This is a genomic window from Marinobacter sp. 1-3A, from assembly GCF_016597775.1.
In the GTDB taxonomy this organism is placed as follows: Bacteria; Pseudomonadota; Gammaproteobacteria; order Pseudomonadales; family Oleiphilaceae; genus Marinobacter; species Marinobacter xiaoshiensis.
This window is the reverse complement of record NZ_VCGZ01000012.1, coordinates 62136-78852: the sequence shown is the minus strand read 5'-3', so window position 1 is coordinate 78852 and position 16717 is coordinate 62136. Positions and strand designations below refer to the sequence as shown.

At 53.1% G+C, this 16717-nt stretch carries 16 protein-coding genes; 15 read left to right on the top strand and 1 reads right to left on the bottom strand.

Going from position 1 to position 16717, the window contains the following annotated elements; all coding sequences use genetic code 11:
- Positions 1-79: 79 nt before the first annotated feature.
- Together secD and secF are read left to right on the top strand one after the other, a co-directional pair.
- Positions 80-1954 carry a protein translocase subunit SecD gene (secD, locus tag FE848_RS16735; protein ID WP_200204993.1) on the top strand — a complete coding sequence of 625 codons (1875 nt, stop codon included), beginning with the start codon at positions 80-82 and terminating at the stop codon, positions 1952-1954.
- Positions 1947-2900 carry a protein translocase subunit SecF gene (gene secF, locus FE848_RS16730; RefSeq protein WP_200204992.1) on the top strand — a complete coding sequence of 318 codons (954 nt, stop codon included), beginning with the start codon at positions 1947-1949 and terminating at the stop codon, positions 2898-2900. Before secD ends, secF begins: the two co-directional genes overlap by 8 nt.
- A 112-nt stretch (positions 2901-3012) precedes the next feature.
- Here secF and FE848_RS16725 read toward each other — a convergent pair whose 3' ends face one another.
- Entirely contained in the window at positions 3013-3813 is an 801-nt protein-coding gene (locus tag FE848_RS16725) for an inositol monophosphatase family protein (RefSeq protein WP_200204991.1), read from the bottom strand.
- A 183-nt stretch (positions 3814-3996) separates the two neighbouring features.
- On the opposite strand from FE848_RS16725, the gene trmJ reads away from it, so the two are divergent.
- From trmJ to der, 13 genes are all read left to right on the top strand, one after another.
- Complete coding sequence (gene trmJ / locus FE848_RS16720) at positions 3997-4860, top strand: tRNA (cytosine(32)/uridine(32)-2'-O)-methyltransferase TrmJ (protein WP_200204990.1); 864 nt, start codon at positions 3997-3999, stop codon at positions 4858-4860.
- A complete protein-coding gene (cysE, locus tag FE848_RS16715) occupies positions 4853-5626 on the top strand; it encodes a serine O-acetyltransferase (RefSeq protein WP_200204989.1) in 774 nt (257 codons plus the stop codon). Before trmJ ends, cysE begins: the two co-directional genes overlap by 8 nt.
- Positions 5627-5703: 77 nt before the next feature.
- Positions 5704-6201, top strand: a complete 498-nt coding sequence (locus FE848_RS16710) for an Rrf2 family transcriptional regulator (protein ID WP_200204988.1) — start codon at positions 5704-5706, stop codon at positions 6199-6201.
- 18 nt (positions 6202-6219) lie between these two features.
- Complete coding sequence (locus FE848_RS16705) at positions 6220-7368, top strand: IscS subfamily cysteine desulfurase (RefSeq protein WP_200204987.1); 1149 nt, start codon at positions 6220-6222, stop codon at positions 7366-7368.
- Positions 7369-7449: 81 nt separating this feature from the next.
- Complete coding sequence (ndk, locus tag FE848_RS16700) at positions 7450-7878, top strand: nucleoside-diphosphate kinase (RefSeq protein ID WP_200204986.1); 429 nt, start codon at positions 7450-7452, stop codon at positions 7876-7878.
- A gap of 62 nt (positions 7879-7940) precedes the next feature.
- Entirely contained in the window at positions 7941-9053 is a 1113-nt protein-coding gene (gene rlmN / locus FE848_RS16695) for a 23S rRNA (adenine(2503)-C(2))-methyltransferase RlmN (RefSeq protein ID WP_200204985.1), read from the top strand.
- Positions 9054-9093: 40 nt separating this feature from the next.
- Positions 9094-9894 (top strand): type IV pilus biogenesis/stability protein PilW, encoded by an 801-nt coding sequence (gene pilW / locus FE848_RS16690; RefSeq protein ID WP_200204984.1) that lies wholly within the window; start codon positions 9094-9096, stop codon positions 9892-9894.
- Positions 9887-10858 carry a RodZ domain-containing protein gene (locus FE848_RS16685; RefSeq protein ID WP_200204983.1) on the top strand — a complete coding sequence of 324 codons (972 nt, stop codon included), beginning with the start codon at positions 9887-9889 and terminating at the stop codon, positions 10856-10858. The genes pilW and FE848_RS16685 overlap by 8 nt, the downstream gene beginning before the upstream one ends.
- A 37-nt stretch (positions 10859-10895) precedes the next feature.
- A complete protein-coding gene (gene ispG, locus FE848_RS16680) occupies positions 10896-12014 on the top strand; it encodes a flavodoxin-dependent (E)-4-hydroxy-3-methylbut-2-enyl-diphosphate synthase (RefSeq protein WP_200204982.1) in 1119 nt (372 codons plus the stop codon).
- Positions 12015-12055: 41 nt separating this feature from the next.
- A complete protein-coding gene (gene hisS / locus FE848_RS16675; protein ID WP_200204981.1) occupies positions 12056-13336 on the top strand; it encodes a histidine--tRNA ligase in 1281 nt (426 codons plus the stop codon).
- Positions 13337-13379: 43 nt separating this feature from the next.
- Complete coding sequence (locus FE848_RS16670; protein WP_200204980.1) at positions 13380-14045, top strand: YfgM family protein; 666 nt, start codon at positions 13380-13382, stop codon at positions 14043-14045.
- On the top strand, positions 14045-15262 hold the full coding sequence (gene bamB / locus FE848_RS16665; protein ID WP_200204979.1) for an outer membrane protein assembly factor BamB: 1218 nt from the start codon (positions 14045-14047) through the stop codon (positions 15260-15262). The genes FE848_RS16670 and bamB overlap by 1 nt, the downstream gene beginning before the upstream one ends.
- 17 nt (positions 15263-15279) lie before the next feature.
- Positions 15280-16701: a ribosome biogenesis GTPase Der gene (gene der / locus FE848_RS16660; protein WP_200204978.1), complete on the top strand. Its 1422-nt coding sequence runs from the start codon at positions 15280-15282 to the stop codon at positions 16699-16701.
- The last annotated feature ends 16 nt before the right edge of the window (positions 16702-16717 follow it).

The window sequence follows — 16717 nt, the reverse complement described above, 5'->3', positions numbered from 1 at the left end:
TCGGCCCTGATACCTGCCGGCCTGAACCTTCCTGGCTGAAACACCAAGGCCGGCTTTTAGGCCGGCTACAAGGGATCCCATGCTGAACAAGTACCCGCTTTGGAAAAACCTGATTATCCTGGTCGCGATCGTGATCGGGTTTATCTACGCTTTACCTAACCTGTTTCCCGATGATTACGCTGTACAGATCACGGGTGCTCGCAGTAGCACCGAAGTAAACTCCGCTGTTCTGGAAAGAGCCGTAAAAGCACTGGAATCGGATGGCATTGAGGTTAAAAGCAGCACGCTTGAGGATCGGGATGCCCTTATACGGTTAACCAGTTCCGATGACCAGTTGCGTGCTCGCCCTGCCGTTCAGGCCGCTCTTGGCAGAGACTATCTCGTCGCGTTGAATATGGCACCGTCCACGCCAGCCTGGCTGAAAAGTCTGGGTGCAGGGCCGATGAAACTTGGCCTTGATCTGCGTGGCGGCGTCCACTTTTTGCTTGAAGTTGATATGGATACCGCTGTTGGTCAGAGATTGGAGGCGGTTTCAGGGCAGATCAAGCGAGAGCTTCGCGAAGAGCGCATACGCTACCGCGGGGGGGATGTTAAAGGTACCCGTGATATCGTTTTGAGCTTCCGTGACGAAGCGTCGCGCACCGAAGCCTTTAACCTGATCAAGCGTCAGTACAACGAGTTTTTGTTAGATGAGAAAACCGTTGGTGATGAGTTCCAGATTGTTCTTACGCTTTCTGAAAGCGAAGTAAACGCAATTCGAAAGTATGCCCTTGAGCAAAACCTGACTACCATTCGCAACCGGGTGAACGAGTTGGGTGTTGCCGAGCCTTTGGTTCAGCAACAGGGCGCTGACAGGATTATTGTTGAGCTCCCAGGTGTGCAGGATACTGCTCAGGCCAAACGGGTTCTCGGTGCTACGGCAAACCTGGAATTCCGCATGGAAGCCCGCCCGGATGCTCCCGCTGGCGAAACAGAGCAGTTCAGTTTCCGCAATGAGCGCCAACGCACTGCCCGCCTGGAGCGGGACACGATTGCTACTGGCAATAATGTGGCAAACGCCCAGCAGGCTTTTGATGAAAATGGCCAGCCTCAGGTAAGCATCACTATGGATTCTATCGGTGGCGATTTAATGAATCGCGCTACGCGGAATGCCATAGGGCGGCGCATGGCAGTGTTGTTCATCGAATTCCGCACCGAAACTGAAACCAGAATGGTGGATGGCGAACCTGTTGAAGTCGACAAGCGTATCGTAGAGAAAGGAATTATCAGCCTCGCGACCGTTCAGTCTGCTCTGGGTAGCAGTTTCCGTATCACCGGGTTGGATTCCATACCTGAAGCATCCGAGCTTGCGCTGCTTCTGCGCGCAGGTGCGTTGGCGGCGCCTATGTACTTTGTACAGGAGCGTACCATTGGGCCTAGCTTGGGGCAGAAGAATATTGACGCGGGTATGATGTCGGTAGCTCTGGGTTTCATTCTTGTGCTGCTGTATATGCTGGTCTATTACCGTGGGTTTGGGGTTGTAGCAAATATCGCTCTGACCATTAACCTGATGCTTCTGATAGCTTGCATGTCCATTCTCTCCGCTACGCTAACGCTGCCTGGTATTGCCGGTATCGTTTTGACAGTGGGTATGGCAGTAGATGCTAACGTATTGATATTTGAGCGCATAAAGGAAGAGTTGAGGTCAGGGGTGTCGCCGCAACTTTCCATTAACGCCGGCTATTCACGTGCGTTTGTGTCTATTTTCGATGCCAACATAACCACATTGCTAGTTGCAGTTATCCTCTTCGCAATGGGCTCGGGCCCGGTAAAAGGTTTCGCAGTGACGCTGTGTATCGGGATTATGACGTCCATGTTCTCAGGGCTGATGGTCAGCCGCAGTATCGTCAATATGGTTTATGGCGGCCGCAGGGTCGAGAAACTGTCGATCGGAGGAAAAAACGCCAATGTCTGATGATCAGAAGCAAAAATTTGATTTTATGGGGTTTCGGAAGTTTGCTTCCGTAATCTCCATTATCTTGGTGGTTGCGTCTATTGTGCTGCTTGGAATCCGTGGCCTTAACTTTGGCATGGATTTTACCGGTGGTACGTCGGTAGAGCTGGAATATGCGCAGGCACCGCAACTGGATGAGGTTCGGTCAACGCTTACCGAAGCTGGTTACGAGCAGTTTGTCGTGCAGAACTTCGGCGCTGATACCATCGTTCTTGTGCGCCTTAACGAATCCGGTAATGATCAGTTAGCTCAGGAGATCGTCAGCGTTTTGACTCAAAATGGTGGCGATCTGAAGCTGATAGGCTCCGAATTTGTGGGGTCGCAAGTGGGCGACGAACTCAAGGAGAACAGCGGTCTTGCGCTTCTCATAGCGCTTGCGGTGGTACTCATCTATGTGGGTATGCGCTTCCAGTTCAAGTTTGGTATTGCGTCGGTGGTGCCTTTGGCCCACGACGTTATTATCGTTCTTGGCATCTTCGCGCTGTTCCAGTGGACGTTTGACCTCACAGTTCTTGCAGCTCTGCTTGCGATTATCGGTTACTCGCTGAACGACACTATTGTTGTGGCAGACCGTATCCGTGAGAATTTCCGGAAAATGCGGGTGGGTGAATCCTGGGACATTATCAATGAGTCTATCCATCAGACTATTGCTCGTACCATAAACACCTCTGGCACCACGTTGGTGGTTCTTCTGGCCCTGTATTTCTTCGGAGGCGAAGCCATTAACAAATTCGCTTTGGCATTGATTATAGGTGTGGTGGTGGGTACCTATTCATCTATCTATGTCTCTGCCAACTTGCTGATGGTGATGGGTGTTTCTCGCGAAGACCTCATGGTGCCTGCAAAAGAGGGCACGGGAGAGGGTGAAGAAGAGGAGCAGCCACCGGAGTGGCTCGACCGTATGTAGTTCAGGTTCCGGGTTAATAACCCGGGCACAAAAAAACCGCCACAATTAGTTGGCGGTTTTTTTGTGCCCTGAACCTGGGTTTGGCTTAGTTCAGGGGTTAAGCGTATTCAGCTCAGGCGGGTAGGCGACCACGGAACGGGTGCAATACCTTGAGAACCTCCCGGAACAGCTTCGGGTTGGCAACTACGAGTTGTCGCGCCTTGTCTGTTGAGGGGTTGCCTGAAAAATCTGCGGTAAGAGCACCGGACTCCATTGCCAAGGCTACGCCAAGGTCGAGATCTGCTGCATCAGGGCGGAAGATAACGGCAGCATCAAGAAGGCCGGCCGAAACCCGCGCTATATCAAGAACAACGCAGCCAGACGTGCGGAACATAGAGGAATTCTGGGCCAATACTGCGGCCATCTCGCCCCACAACAGCGGGTTCTCGCTATTGCGCGCCTGGTCAAGCAGGTTGGTTGCAAGCGCAGCTTTTTCAGCATGCTTGACGTCAGATACCCGAACTCGGCGGCTGTTCAGTGCGGCGCCTCGGCCACGGCTGGCAGAGTATTCTTCGCCGGTGACAGGATTAACCAAAAGAAGGTTTTCCGTACGGTTGTTCTTCTTTTGGGCCAATGCCAGAGCGAACTCAGGGATGCCACGAAGGAAGTTTTCGCGTCCCAAAACCGGGAAAATATGCCAGCTTCGCTCGCTGGTTCCGGCATCTGATTCATTCAGAGGCGCAATGGTGTGATCTTTGTAGGCCTTTTCGAGTTGCTCTGCAAAGTTGTCATAAATGGATTGCTCAACCCGGTCCAACTGGAAGCGACGCTCATCGTCGTCTTTTCCGGTAGGCTCCTGGCGCTCGAAGTGGGCTTTCAGGTAATCCGACCCTTGACGCGCGACGCGCAGGGCCATTTTAATAGCTGGTTGCATCTGTGTGATCGTTATCCGGGAGTGTGAAGGCCGGGTATGATAGCAAAAGATCCCCTTCGTTGTATGTTTTTTGACTCAGGAAAAGCACGGATGCTGCTTTGTCAGGGAATATCCGGAGCGCAGAAGGTATCTGGTTTCTGCTATCATTGCCGCCCTTAAATTTTAACCTCGGGCTAGTCACCAATGCATAAGCCATCTCCGCCTCTGGAAGGGCCAGACGCGTTTCAGGATAAAATCCGAATTGTCCTGGTCGAGACCTCTCATTCCGGGAACATCGGGGCCGTCGCGCGGGCCATGAAAAACATGGGGTTGGCCAATCTTTGGCTGGTTAATCCCAACTCTTTTCCTGATGAAGCCTCATACGCTCGAGCGGCCGGTGCGTCTGACATACTCGACAGAGCCCAGGTGGTGCCAACCCTGGACAAAGCACTTGAAGACTGCATTGTTGTGATGGGTACCAGCGCCAGGGGTCGGAAAATTCCCTGGCCAGTATTGCCGCCACCAGAAGCCGCTGAGATTGCTGCAGAGAAAAGCTTGTCAGGCCCCGTGGCGCTGGTGTTTGGGCGTGAGAACCATGGACTGAGCAACGATGAGCTCCACCTGTGTCATTACCATATTCATATTCCTACAAACCCGGATTACAGCTCGTTGAACCTGTCTATGGCGGTTCAGATTATGTGCTACGAATTGCGTATGCTTTTCTTGCGTAATCTTGAAGATGGCAAAGACAGCCCATACTTAAAGCCGATGTTGGCGCCAGGCGATGCTGGGTGGGATGTGCCGCCTGCCAAGGTGGGTGATGTGGAAGGTTTTTTTGGTCATCTTGAGCAGACGTTGCATGATGTGGATTTCCATCGTCGCGACAATCCCCGGCAATTGATGTCTCGCTTGCGCCGATTGTTCCAGCGGGCAAAACTCGATCAGATGGAAATCAACATTCTCCGGGGCATTTTGAGTGCCGTTCAAAAAGCGGCAGGCGTATCCGGAAATTCCAATTCAACCAAGGCCAGTACAGAGCTGACCGGGCAGGATAATGGCCATGTTTAGGCATTTGCGAGAAGATATAAACAGTGTTTTTCATCGGGATCCTGCCGCCAGGAACACCTTTGAGGTGCTCACTAATTACCCGGGGCTTCATGCTCTGCTAATTCACCGGTTCTCTCATTGGTTGTGGAATGCCGGGCTAAAATGGCTGGCTCGTACAATATCGACCTTGGCTCGATGGTTTACGGGTATAGAGATACATCCCGGCGCAACCATTGGCCGGCGCTTCTTCATTGACCATGGCATGGGTGTGGTAATAGGAGAAACAACAATTATTGGCGACGATGTAACTCTGTACCAAGGGGTTACTCTCGGCGGAACAAGCTGGAATAAGGGTAAGCGGCATCCCACAATTGGCAATGGTGTGGTTGTTGGTGCAGGAGCCAAGATACTGGGGCCCTTTGAAGTAGGCGAGGGCGCCAAGGTTGGGTCTAACTCGGTGGTCACCAAGGCAGTTCCGGCTGGTGCGACTGTTGTTGGAATTCCCGGGCGAATTATCGTGAAGCAAAAAACGGAAGACGATGCTCGCCGTAAGGTTATGGAAGAGCGCATGGGGTTCGATGCCTATGGCGTAACCGAGGAGATGCCGGACCCGGTGGCTCGCTCCATGCGAGCTCTATTGGATCACATGCATGCAGTGGATGATCGCATTGAGATCATGTGCAAGGCGCTGCGCAAAGTGAACAGCGAGTACCAGAACGGAGAGCTTCCGGTACTTGATGAGGGTGACTTTGATTGCGTGCGTGATGAAAGCGAGGAGCGCGGCTGAATACTTGACTGAATTACTTGGTCAATTCATACTCAGTCTCGCAAACTGAGATTCATTCCCATCATGGGGCTGATGCCATGAAGTTGACTACTAAAGGCCGCTACGCCGTTACGGCAATGCTGGATCTTGCTCTCCACGGGGGGCAGGGGCCGGTAACTCTAGCGGATATTTCAGCCCGTCAGGAAATATCGCTTTCCTATCTGGAGCAGCTGTTCTCACGTCTTCGCCGCCGGGAACTGGTGGTGAGTATACGTGGGCCCGGCGGTGGCTATCACCTTAGCCGCGGGGCGGCCAGTATTTACATTGCCGAAGTAGTTGATGCGGTCAGTGAGTCCCTGGATACGACCCGTTGTGGTAATAAGGGCGACTGTCAGAATGGTGAAAAATGCCTGACGCACCATCTGTGGTCTGACTTGAGTGATCAGATTCATCAGTTTCTTAGCGGGATCAGTCTCGGGGATCTGATGCAACGACATGAAATCCGCCAGGTAGCGGACCGGCAGAATCGCCGTCAAGCCGAAGGCGATTCCGACACAATTAATACCGAGCGTCTGATAGATCAGGCGCCCGCCTGAATCAAGCCTCTGTATTTTATGAAAAAGCCTGTTTACCTCGACTACGCGGCAACAACGCCCGTTGATCCCGCTGTTGCGGAAGAAATGATCAAATACCTGACGCCGGATGGTTTTTTTGGTAACCCGGCTTCCCGTTCCCACGGTTTTGGCTGGCAGGCTGAGGCGGCCGTTGAGACTGCCCGAGGTCAGGTGGCTAGCCTGATTCATGCTGACCCTCGCGAAATTGTCTGGACTTCCGGAGCAACTGAATCGGACAACCTTGCAATTAAAGGTGCGGTAGCGGGCCGCGACAAAGCGCACATTATTACATCTGTGATTGAGCACAAGGCCGTTGTTGATACCTGTAAGTGGCTTGAAGCCCGTGGTGTTGAAGTTACCTGGCTGGAACCAGGAAGTGACGGTGTGATTCAGCCACAGCAAGTGTTTGATGCGCTTAAGCCAGAAACCATTCTGGTTAGCCTGATGCTTGTGAACAATGAACTGGGGTGTGTAACAGATATCAGCACGATTGGGGCCGAGCTGCGAGCCCGCGGTGTTCTGTTTCACGTCGACGCGGCCCAAGCTGCTGGTAAGATCGCTGTTGATGTTGCCACTATGCCTGTCGATCTTATGTCTCTCTCGGGGCACAAGGTATACGGCCCCAAAGGTGTGGGCGCACTTTATGTGAGGCGCTCGCCGGATGTTCGCATTGAGGCTCAGATTCATGGTGGTGGCCATGAGCGGGGTATGCGTTCGGGAACCTTGCCAACGCACCAGGTTGTGGGCATGGGCAAAGCATTTGCAATCTCTGAGTTGGGTCTTGTGGATGAGATCCGCAAGCTGGAAGCCTTGCGTGCTGAGTTTCTTGGTGGTCTTGAAGGCTTGTCGGGGGTGTCGCTCAATGGCTCAGAGACGTGCCGTGTGCCGGGAATAATGAATCTTTCTTTTGAAGGCGTAGATGCAGAGTCTCTGATGCTCGGCCTTAGGCAACTGGCTGTTTCATCCGGATCGGCGTGCGCGTCTGCCACCATCGAGCCTTCTTATGTGCTTCGCGGTATAGGGTTGAGTGAAGAGTTGGCCCATCGCGCACTAAGGTTTTCCATCGGGCGCTTTACCACGTCAGAGGAAATTGCCTTTGCCAGCGCACAAATTGTTGATGTTGTTACCCGCTTGCGCGCAGTGCGGTAGGCAGTGGGCCTCTGACTGCGTATAATCGCAGGCCTGAAATTCACCCGTATTCCATAACCCAATCCCTATAGGAGAAGTACCATGGCTAATGAGCGCACGCTTTCCATCATCAAGCCCGATGCAGTTGCAAAAAATGTGATCGGTGAAATCTACAGCCGTTTTGAAAAAGCCGGCCTGAGCATCGTAGCGTCACGCATGATGCACCTTACCCAGGAGCAGGCTGAAGGCTTTTACGCTGAGCACAAAGAGCGTCCTTTCTTCAATGATCTGGTTGCGTTCATGACTTCTGGTCCTGTTGTGGTTCAGGCTCTGGAAGGCGAAGGCGCCATCCTGAAGAACCGCGACCTGATGGGTGCAACTAACCCTAAAGAAGCCGACGCCGGTACGATCCGCGCTGACTTCGCTACATCTATTGATGCGAATGCGGTTCACGGTTCCGATTCTGCAGCTTCTGCAGAGCGTGAAATCGCTTACTTCTTCAGTGACAACGAAATCTGCCCGCGCGGCTGATTTTGTTGGTCGGGGGCTGCCATTGGTGGCCCCCGCATTGATTATCTGATCGAGGTTATAGAATGACAGCTGCTGCTGAAAAGACCAATTTGCTGGGAATGCCGAAAGCCAAGCTTGAAGCTTTCTTTGAATCCCTGGGGGAGAAGCGTTTTCGCGCTACTCAAATGCTCCAGTGGATGCATCAGCGGGGTGTGGATGACTTCGATCAAATGACCAATGTGAGCAAATCCCTGCGGGAAAAGCTCAAGGAAATAGCTGTGATTCGCGGCCCGGAAGTTGTCTACGACGAAACGTCGAAAGACGGCACCCGCAAGTGGGTCATGCGTATGGATAACGGCAACAGTGTAGAAACTGTTCTCATACCCGACGGCGAAAGAGGCACCTTGTGTGTGTCTTCGCAAATCGGCTGCACCCTTGATTGCACCTTTTGCTCAACGGGCAAGCGGGGTTTTAACAGAAACCTGACGGCTGCCGAGATTATCGGGCAGGTGTGGGTGGCGCGCAAAGCTTTCATGCCGTTTGAGCCAGGTCCGGATCGGCCAATTACCAACGTTGTCATGATGGGGATGGGGGAGCCCCTGATGAATTTCGACAACGTGGTGGATGCAATGAATCTGATGATGGAGGATCTCGCTTATGGAATCTCCAAGCGTCGGGTTACCCTGAGTACTTCTGGTGTGGTTCCGGGCATTGATAAACTGGCGGAAGTTACCGATGTTTCACTGGCCATTTCCCTGCATGCGCCCAATGATGAACTGAGAAATAAACTGGTCCCGCTTAACAAGAAGTACCCGATTGCGGAACTTCTGGCGGCCACTAAAAGGTATTTCAGCCGTCTTCCTGACAAGCGCAAAGCCACCATTGAATACACGGTTATTGAAGGCATGAATGATAAGCCAGAGCATGCTCACGAACTGGCGGAGTTGCTGCGGGATATTCCCTGTAAGATCAACCTTATTCCCTTTAACCCGTTCCCGGAAAGCGACTTCCGTCGGCCTAGCATGAACGCTACCCGGCGTTTTCAGGCTGTTCTTAACGAGGCAGGCTACATCGCAACCATCAGAACAACTCGCGGCGATGATATTGATGCTGCATGTGGTCAGCTTGTCGGGCAGGTAGAAGATCGTACCCGTAGAAGCCAACGATACATCAATGTTCAGCAGGTGAATTCCTGAAAGGACGCTTGCAGTGCTTAACCCGCGAGGAACGCATTCTATGGCTAAAAAATTGCTAAATGGACGTTGTTCTGTAGCAGCCTTGTTGGTTGCTCTGTTAGTCACCGGATGTGTCACCACAACCGATAACCGTTTTTCCCGAGAAGCGGATCGTCAAAAAGCTGTTGATAATTATGTTGAGCTTGCTTCAGCCTATATTGGCCAAGGTAATATCGAGCGTGCGCGACATCACCTGGATCGTGCTCTCGAAATAGAACCGAATAGCCCTCAGGCCCTTGCCGCTCTAGGATTGATTTATAATGCTGATGGCGAGTCAGAGTTGGCCGAAGAGAACTTCAAAAAAGCAATCTCCAAGGACTCAGGGTACACGCGCGCAAGAGTGTATTATGGCGCCTTTCTGTACTCCAAGCAGCGGTTTGCTGAGGCGCGCGATCAGTTTAGTGCAGCGTCCAGAGATACGAGTTACAAAGATCGTGGGTCTGTTTTTTACAACCTGGGCATGACACAGGAGCGCCTTGGAGAGCAGGACGATGCAATCGTTTCCTATCGTCGCGCGTCGGAGCTTACCCGTGGCGACGCCCGCTCGTTGCTTTCGCTCTCCCGGGTGATGGTTGAATCGGGCGATGTGGCCGGGGCCAAGCGCTATTACGACCGCCTTTTGTTGATCATGCAGCGCAACCTGAATTTGCAGCATTCGCCCGAGAGTCTTTTTACGGGTATTCGTATTGCGCGTTATTCCGGGGATCGTAATCAGGAAGCCAGCCTGGCTTTGCAGTTAAAGAACAAATACCCGGAGTCGGTAGAGTACCAACAATACAAGGCATTGATTGCAAATGACTAGTGATGACTCCCAACAAAATGCAGCGAAAGAAGCCGTTGGCCAGCAACTGAAGCGGGCTCGGGAAAAGCAGGGGCTGAGCATTGCCCAAATTGCCGACGCCCAGCATTTGAGGAATGGCGTTGTTCAGGCTATTGAGAACGGCGACTATGCGCAAATCGACAGTGAGTTGTTCCTTAAGGGTTATGTTCGGGCCTATGCGAAGCAGGTGGGCCTGGACGCTGACGCCATTATTGCAGACCTCAATGTTGAGCTTGAGCCGGCACGAATCCAAAAGGCACGGGAAATGGAAGCCAACCCGTTAATTGATATTGAGCGCCGGAGGCGGAGAAAGCGCCGCATCGCCAAGCTTTTCTTGCTGATTGTGGCAATCGTGGCAATGGGTGCCCTGATCGTTACATTTGTTGTGCCGAAGTTTACTGCTGGCCAAGCAGACGCGGAGCTTCCTGCTTCAACTGATATTATGGCCCAGCCTGATGACGCGGTGCCGGAAGATGAGGTCAGCCTGCCTGTCGAGCCCAGCGGTGATGATGCTGGCAGTGGAGAAGGCGTGACGGATTCTGGCTATCTCGACGAAGCCAATGCGGAAGGACCGGAGGTCTTCGATAGTCAGGCTGAGCAGGTTGTCGAGCCTGAAGTGACGGGCCAGATACCCGCTGTGGCTCAAACCATAGAACCTGCTCTGGTACAGGTGCCGGTCAGCGATGAAACTGGTCCTGTGTCGGGGATGCTGGAAATTGCGTTCACGGGTGATTGCTGGGTGCAGGTACGTGATGCCAGTGGAAACCGTTTGGCGAGTTCCCTTCAGCGAGCGGGCGATACACTGCAGGTGTCTGGCAAAGCCCCTTTGAAGGTTGTTATTGGCGCTGTCAGCACCGTCGATAGCATTCGCTTCCAGGGAGAGACTGTAGACATAAGGGACTTTCCAGTAGTGAACAACCGTTCTGAGTTCACGCTGACTATCTGAACATCTTTTTGCACTTATCTATATCGGTCGTAAGCACATGAAACACGAATCCCCGATCAAAAGACGCAAATCCCGCCAAATCATGGTTGGGGACGTACCCGTTGGTGGCGATGCACCCATAGCCGTCCAGAGCATGACCAACACCAATACCTGCGATGTTGACGCAACGGTGGGTCAGATTACTGCGCTGCAGGATGCAGGTGCCGACATTGTCCGGGTATCTGTGCCCTCAATGGAGGCTGCCGATGCCTTCGGAAAGATTCGCGAGCGGGTGTCCCTGCCGTTGGTTGCAGATATCCATTTTGATCATAAAATAGCGCTGCGGGTTGCCGAGCTTGGTGTGGATTGCTTGCGTATCAATCCTGGCAATATTGGTCGTGACGACCGGGTGAGTGCTGTCATCAGTGCCTGCCGTGATCGCAACATACCTATGCGTATCGGCGTTAATGCCGGGTCACTTGAAAAAGAACTTCAGCGCAAATACGGCGAACCCACGGCGGACGCCTTGGTTGAGTCGGCCATGCGCCATATCGATATTCTTGACCGGCATGATTTCCAGAACTTCAAAGTGAGCCTGAAAGCCTCGGAAGTGTTCATGACGGTGGAAGCCTACCGCAAGATCGCGACCCAGATCGATCAGCCGCTTCACCTCGGCATCACCGAGGCAGGTGGGCTCCGGTCTGGCACGGTTAAATCATCTATCGGCCTTGGCATGCTGTTGATGGATGGCATAGGCGATACTATCAGGGTGTCGCTGGCCGCAGACCCGGTCCAGGAAATCAAAGTCGGTTTCGATATTCTCAAAAGTCTTCGCTTGCGTAGCCGGGGCATTAACTTTATTGCATGCCCAAGCTGCTCCCGCCAGAACTTCGACGTTATTCAGACCATGAACGATCTCGAAGTACGCCTCGAAGACGTAAATGAATCCCTGGATGTCGCCATCATCGGCTGCATTGTTAACGGCCCCGGTGAAGCCAAAGTGGCGGATATCGGTTTGACGGGAGGTAGCCCCAAAAACCTGTTTTATAGGGCGGGAAAGCCAAACCAGAAGCTTGATAATGCCAATCTTACTGACGATCTTGAACGGCTGATTCGTGAAGAAATCGCCCGGAAGAAGGAACAGGAAGATGCCATTATTGCGCGCACGGGCAAGTGATCGAGCGGGCACGATTTTCCAGCAGGAATTAAGGGTTTACATTGGCTAAGATTCAGGCAATACGCGGGATGAATGATATCCTGCCAGAACAGACACCCATCTGGCAGTTCGTTGAGTCCACCGCGCGCAAAGTGCTCCGGCAATATGGGTATCAGGAAATCCGGATGCCCATTGTCGAGCAGACAGATCTGTTTAAACGCTCCATTGGCGAAGTGACCGATATCGTCGAAAAGGAGATGTACACCTTTGAGGACCGTAACGGCGATAGCCTGACGCTTCGACCTGAAGGAACAGCTGGGTGTGTTCGCGCTGCTGAAGAGCACGGTCTGTTGTTCAACCAGACCCGCCGGTTGTGGTATACCGGGCCGATGTTCCGGCATGAGCGGCCACAAAAAGGACGCTATCGCCAGTTCCATCAGATTGGCGTTGAGTGCTTCGGTATTCAGGGGCCGGACATTGATGCAGAACTGTTGATTCTTACTGCCAGGCTCTGGCAGGAACTGGGTCTTACAGATCATGCTCGTCTGGAAATTAACTCAATCGGGTCATCTGCTGCTCGCAAAGAGTTTCGTGGGGCATTGGTTGAGTACCTCACGCAATACAAATCAGAGCTTGATGAGGACAGCCAGCGACGGCTCGATACAAATCCGCTGCGCATTCTGGACACCAAAGACCCGGGCACCCGCAAGTTGCTTGCCGATGCACCGCGTCTGGAAGACTACCTTGATGCAGAATCACGTGAGCATTTCGGGCGGCTAAAAGAGCTATTGGATGCTGCTGACATCGCCTACACCGTTAATCCAGCCCTGGTTCGTGGGCTCGATTATTACGGGAAAACTGTTTTTGAGTGGGTTACCGAGAGCCTTGGTGCCCAGGGAACTATCTGTGCAGGCGGTCGGTACGATGGCCTGGTAGAGCAGCTTGGCGGCAAGCCGACGACTGCTGTCGGTTTCGCCATGGGGCTGGAACGTCTCATTCTGCTGCTGGATACCCTGGGGCTTGTACCCGAAGAGGCAAACAGCAATGCAGATGTGTATGTAACTGCTATGGGTGATGCAGCAATAGCACCTGCGATGGCGCTGGCAGAAACCCTGCGCAATCAACTCGATGGCCGGGTTGTAATCAGTCATTGTGGCGGTGGCAGCTTCAAAAGCCAGATGAAAAAAGCAGACAAAAGTGGCGCTCGGTATGCAGTGATTCTGGGCGACAATGAAATTGAGAATGCAACGGCAGGTCTCAAGCCGCTGCGTTCCGATGAAGAACAAAGCAGTGTGGCACAGAGTGATCTTGCAGCGGTGCTGGCGAAAGCCTTGGCGAACTGAATTCGTACCAATATAAAAGTAATAAACCATTACAGGAGTCATCATGGCGGAATTGCGCACCGAAGAAGAACAGGTTCAGGCGATCAAGGACTGGTGGAAGAAAAATGGCAGTTCTCTGCTCATTGGTATCGGTGCCGCCCTTGCGATTGTGTTCGGCTGGCAGGCTTGGCAGAACCATCAGGAACAACAGCGAGCCGAAGCTGCCAACCAGTTCGCCACACTGTTGAACGCGTTCGGTAATCAGGCGGATGAGACTGCCAGTGAAACCGTTGCGTTTGTGGCTAACACATTGCGCGAAGATCATGCCGGAAGCGCGTATGCCGTATATGGCAACCTGATTCTGGCTCGTCAGCAACTGGTTGAAGACCAGGATGCAGAAGCAGCCGTTGCGTCTCTTGAGTGGGCTCTGGAAAAAGCCGGTGACCATAAAGCACTGGCGCTTGTGGTTCGCAATCGCCTGGCTCGCGCTCAGTTCTCTGCCGAGCGTTATGATGATGCGCTGGCGACCATTGATGGCGCAGGGAATGCGGAAAGTGCCGATGCTTTTGCTGCAATTTTCTCTGAATTGCGTGGAGATATTCTTTTGGCAAAGGGTGACAAGAAAGGTGCGCTTGACGCTTATCTGGCGGCCCGTGAACAAAGCCAGCAAGGCCGCAGCGGTATTTTGGAGCTCAAGCTTTCTGATCTTGGCGTTGGAGAGGAGGCCTGATGAGGTTTGCTGGCAGCAGGCTGTTTCGGGCGGGTGTTTTTTCTGTCCTTATAGCAGGGCTGGGTCTGGCGGGGTGCAGCACAACCGATACCTTTGAACAACCGGTGCCGGTTCCTGAAGTGGACACTACCGTTACGTTTAAAACTGTCTGGAAAATGTCGGTCGGCGACGGGCATGATGACGATTTTCTGTATCTGGCACCATTGAACGCTGGAGAGGTTGTGTATGCAGCCTCCGCTGACGGTGCGCTGGTTGCTGTGAATTCGGAAACCGGGAAGTTGCTGTGGAAGCGGGAGCTTGAAGATCGCATATTTGCGGGTGTTGGCGGGGATCTGGACCAACTCTATCTGGTCACTCGTGAAGCAGATCTGATTGCGGTCTCCCGTGAAGACGGGCGCGAACTGTGGCGCAAGGCCTTGCCCACAGAAGCTTTGGCAGCACCTCAATCAAACGGATCTCTCGTGGTAACCCAGACAACGGATGGCAGGGTTCTGGCCTTTAATACAACTGATGGCGAAATAGTCTGGCAGTACGATGGGGTGGTGCCAGCTCTGTCGCTGAGGGCCGCTGCCGCGCCATTGGTAGGCGGCGATGTGGTGATTGCGTCGTTCTCCAACGGAAAGCTCATGGCCTTGGCTGCCGAATCGGGCCAGCCTTTGTGGCAGTACGAAGTTGGGCAGCCTCAGGGACGCACGGAGCTGGAACGGCTGGTAGATATTGCGGGTCAGCCGTTGGTGCTTGATAGTGCGATAATGGTCTCTGGATACCAGGGAAAACTTGCTCTGGTCGATATACGTACCGGTCAGGAAATATGGAGCCGTAAGGCATCCAGCTTGCAAGCCCCAATGATTGGCGGTGGCAATATATATATGTCATCTGCTAACGGCGATGTTGTTGCCTACCGTGGCTCTGATCGCAGAGAGGTATGGCTTCAGGAAGGATTGTCCTGGCGCCAGCTGACTCAGCCGGCTGTTTACGACAACTATCTGGTTGTTGGCGATTACGAGGGTTATCTGCATGTACTGTCTGCAGATGATGGACGCCTTGTTGGTCAGACGCGCTATGATAGTGATGGCCTCCGGGTTCCATTGCAGCGCCTGGCCAATGGTAATCTGATGGTTCTCGGAAACAGCGGTAAATTGTCTGTATTCACACTGAGGGATCGGAACGGATCTGCGCTTCCTCAACGCTCTGGCCAAAGGCCGGGCCTAAATTAACTGTATAGCGAACCATTATGACCCCAGTAATTGCCCTTGTTGGCCGGCCAAATGTTGGCAAGTCGACATTATTCAACCAGATGACGCGTTCCCGCGATGCTCTGGTGGCGGATTTTCCCGGCCTGACCCGGGATCGCAAGTACGGTGAGGGCACTTACGAAGAGCAGCGCTTTATCGTTATTGATACCGGTGGCCTGACAGGAACAGAAGAGGGGCTGGATATCGAAATGGCCCGGCAGTCCATGCAGGCCGTAGACGAGGCAGACATAGTTCTTTTCCTGGTTGATGGACGTGCAGGCCTGACTGCCGGGGACGAAATGATAGCGGATCATCTGCGTCGGTCGGGCAAGCAGGCTCATCTTGTGGTTAACAAGACCGACGGACAGGATCCCGATGTAGCTGCGGCTGAATTTTATAGCCTCGGGTTTGCATCAACGTTTATGGTTGCCGCATCCCACAACCGCGGCATACGATCTATGCTCGAGATGCTCCTGCCTTCTGCAGAAGAGCGTGAAGCAGCCGATCGGGCGGATCGTTATCCGGGTATTCGCATTGGCATTGTTGGTCGTCCCAACGTGGGTAAATCCACACTGGTGAACCGCATGCTGGGCGAGGAGCGGGTGGTCGTTTATGACATGCCTGGCACGACCCGGGATAGTGTTTATATCCCTTATGAGCGCCACGAAAAACAATATACTCTTATCGATACCGCAGGTATTCGTCGCCGCAAGAATGTGAATGAAGCGGTGGAGAAGTTTTCCATTATCAAAACATTAAAGGCCATCGACGACGCCCATGTTGTGATACTGGTTATTGATGCCCGTGAAGGGCTTGTTGATCAGGATTTGCACCTGATCGGGTTTGTCCTTGATGCGGGCCGATCATTGGTCATTGCGGTCAACAAGTGGGATGGCATGGATCCTGAAGCCCGCGCTCAAGTGAAGGAGCAGGTGAAGCGCCGCCTGGACTTTCTCGATTATGCCGACAAGCACTATATCTCTGCGCTCCATGGCTCTGGCGTGGGGGTTCTGTACGAGTCAGTGGAAGCCTGTTATGAGTCGGCTATGGCTAAATGGCAGACCAACCGACTGACAGCCATTCTGGAGGATGCTATTGCTCAGCATCAGCCGCCTATGGTTCGCGGGCGCAGAATCAAGTTGCGCTATGCACATCAGGGGGGATCTAACCCGCCGGTAGTTGTTGTCCATGGCAATCAGACAGATGCCTTACCTGGCTCATACAAGCGCTATCTCGAAAACACGTTTCGCAAAGTGCTGAATGTGACTGGTTCACCAATCCGCTTTGAGTTCCGTTCCGCCGAGAACCCGTTCGCCAACAAGGTTGATCGGAAGACGCCTCGCCAGAAGGTTAAGCAGGACAATGATCTGAAGGCAGGTCGTCATGTGAAAAAGACCCGTCAGAAAAGCACCAAACGCTGACAGGCCTGTTTGTTGA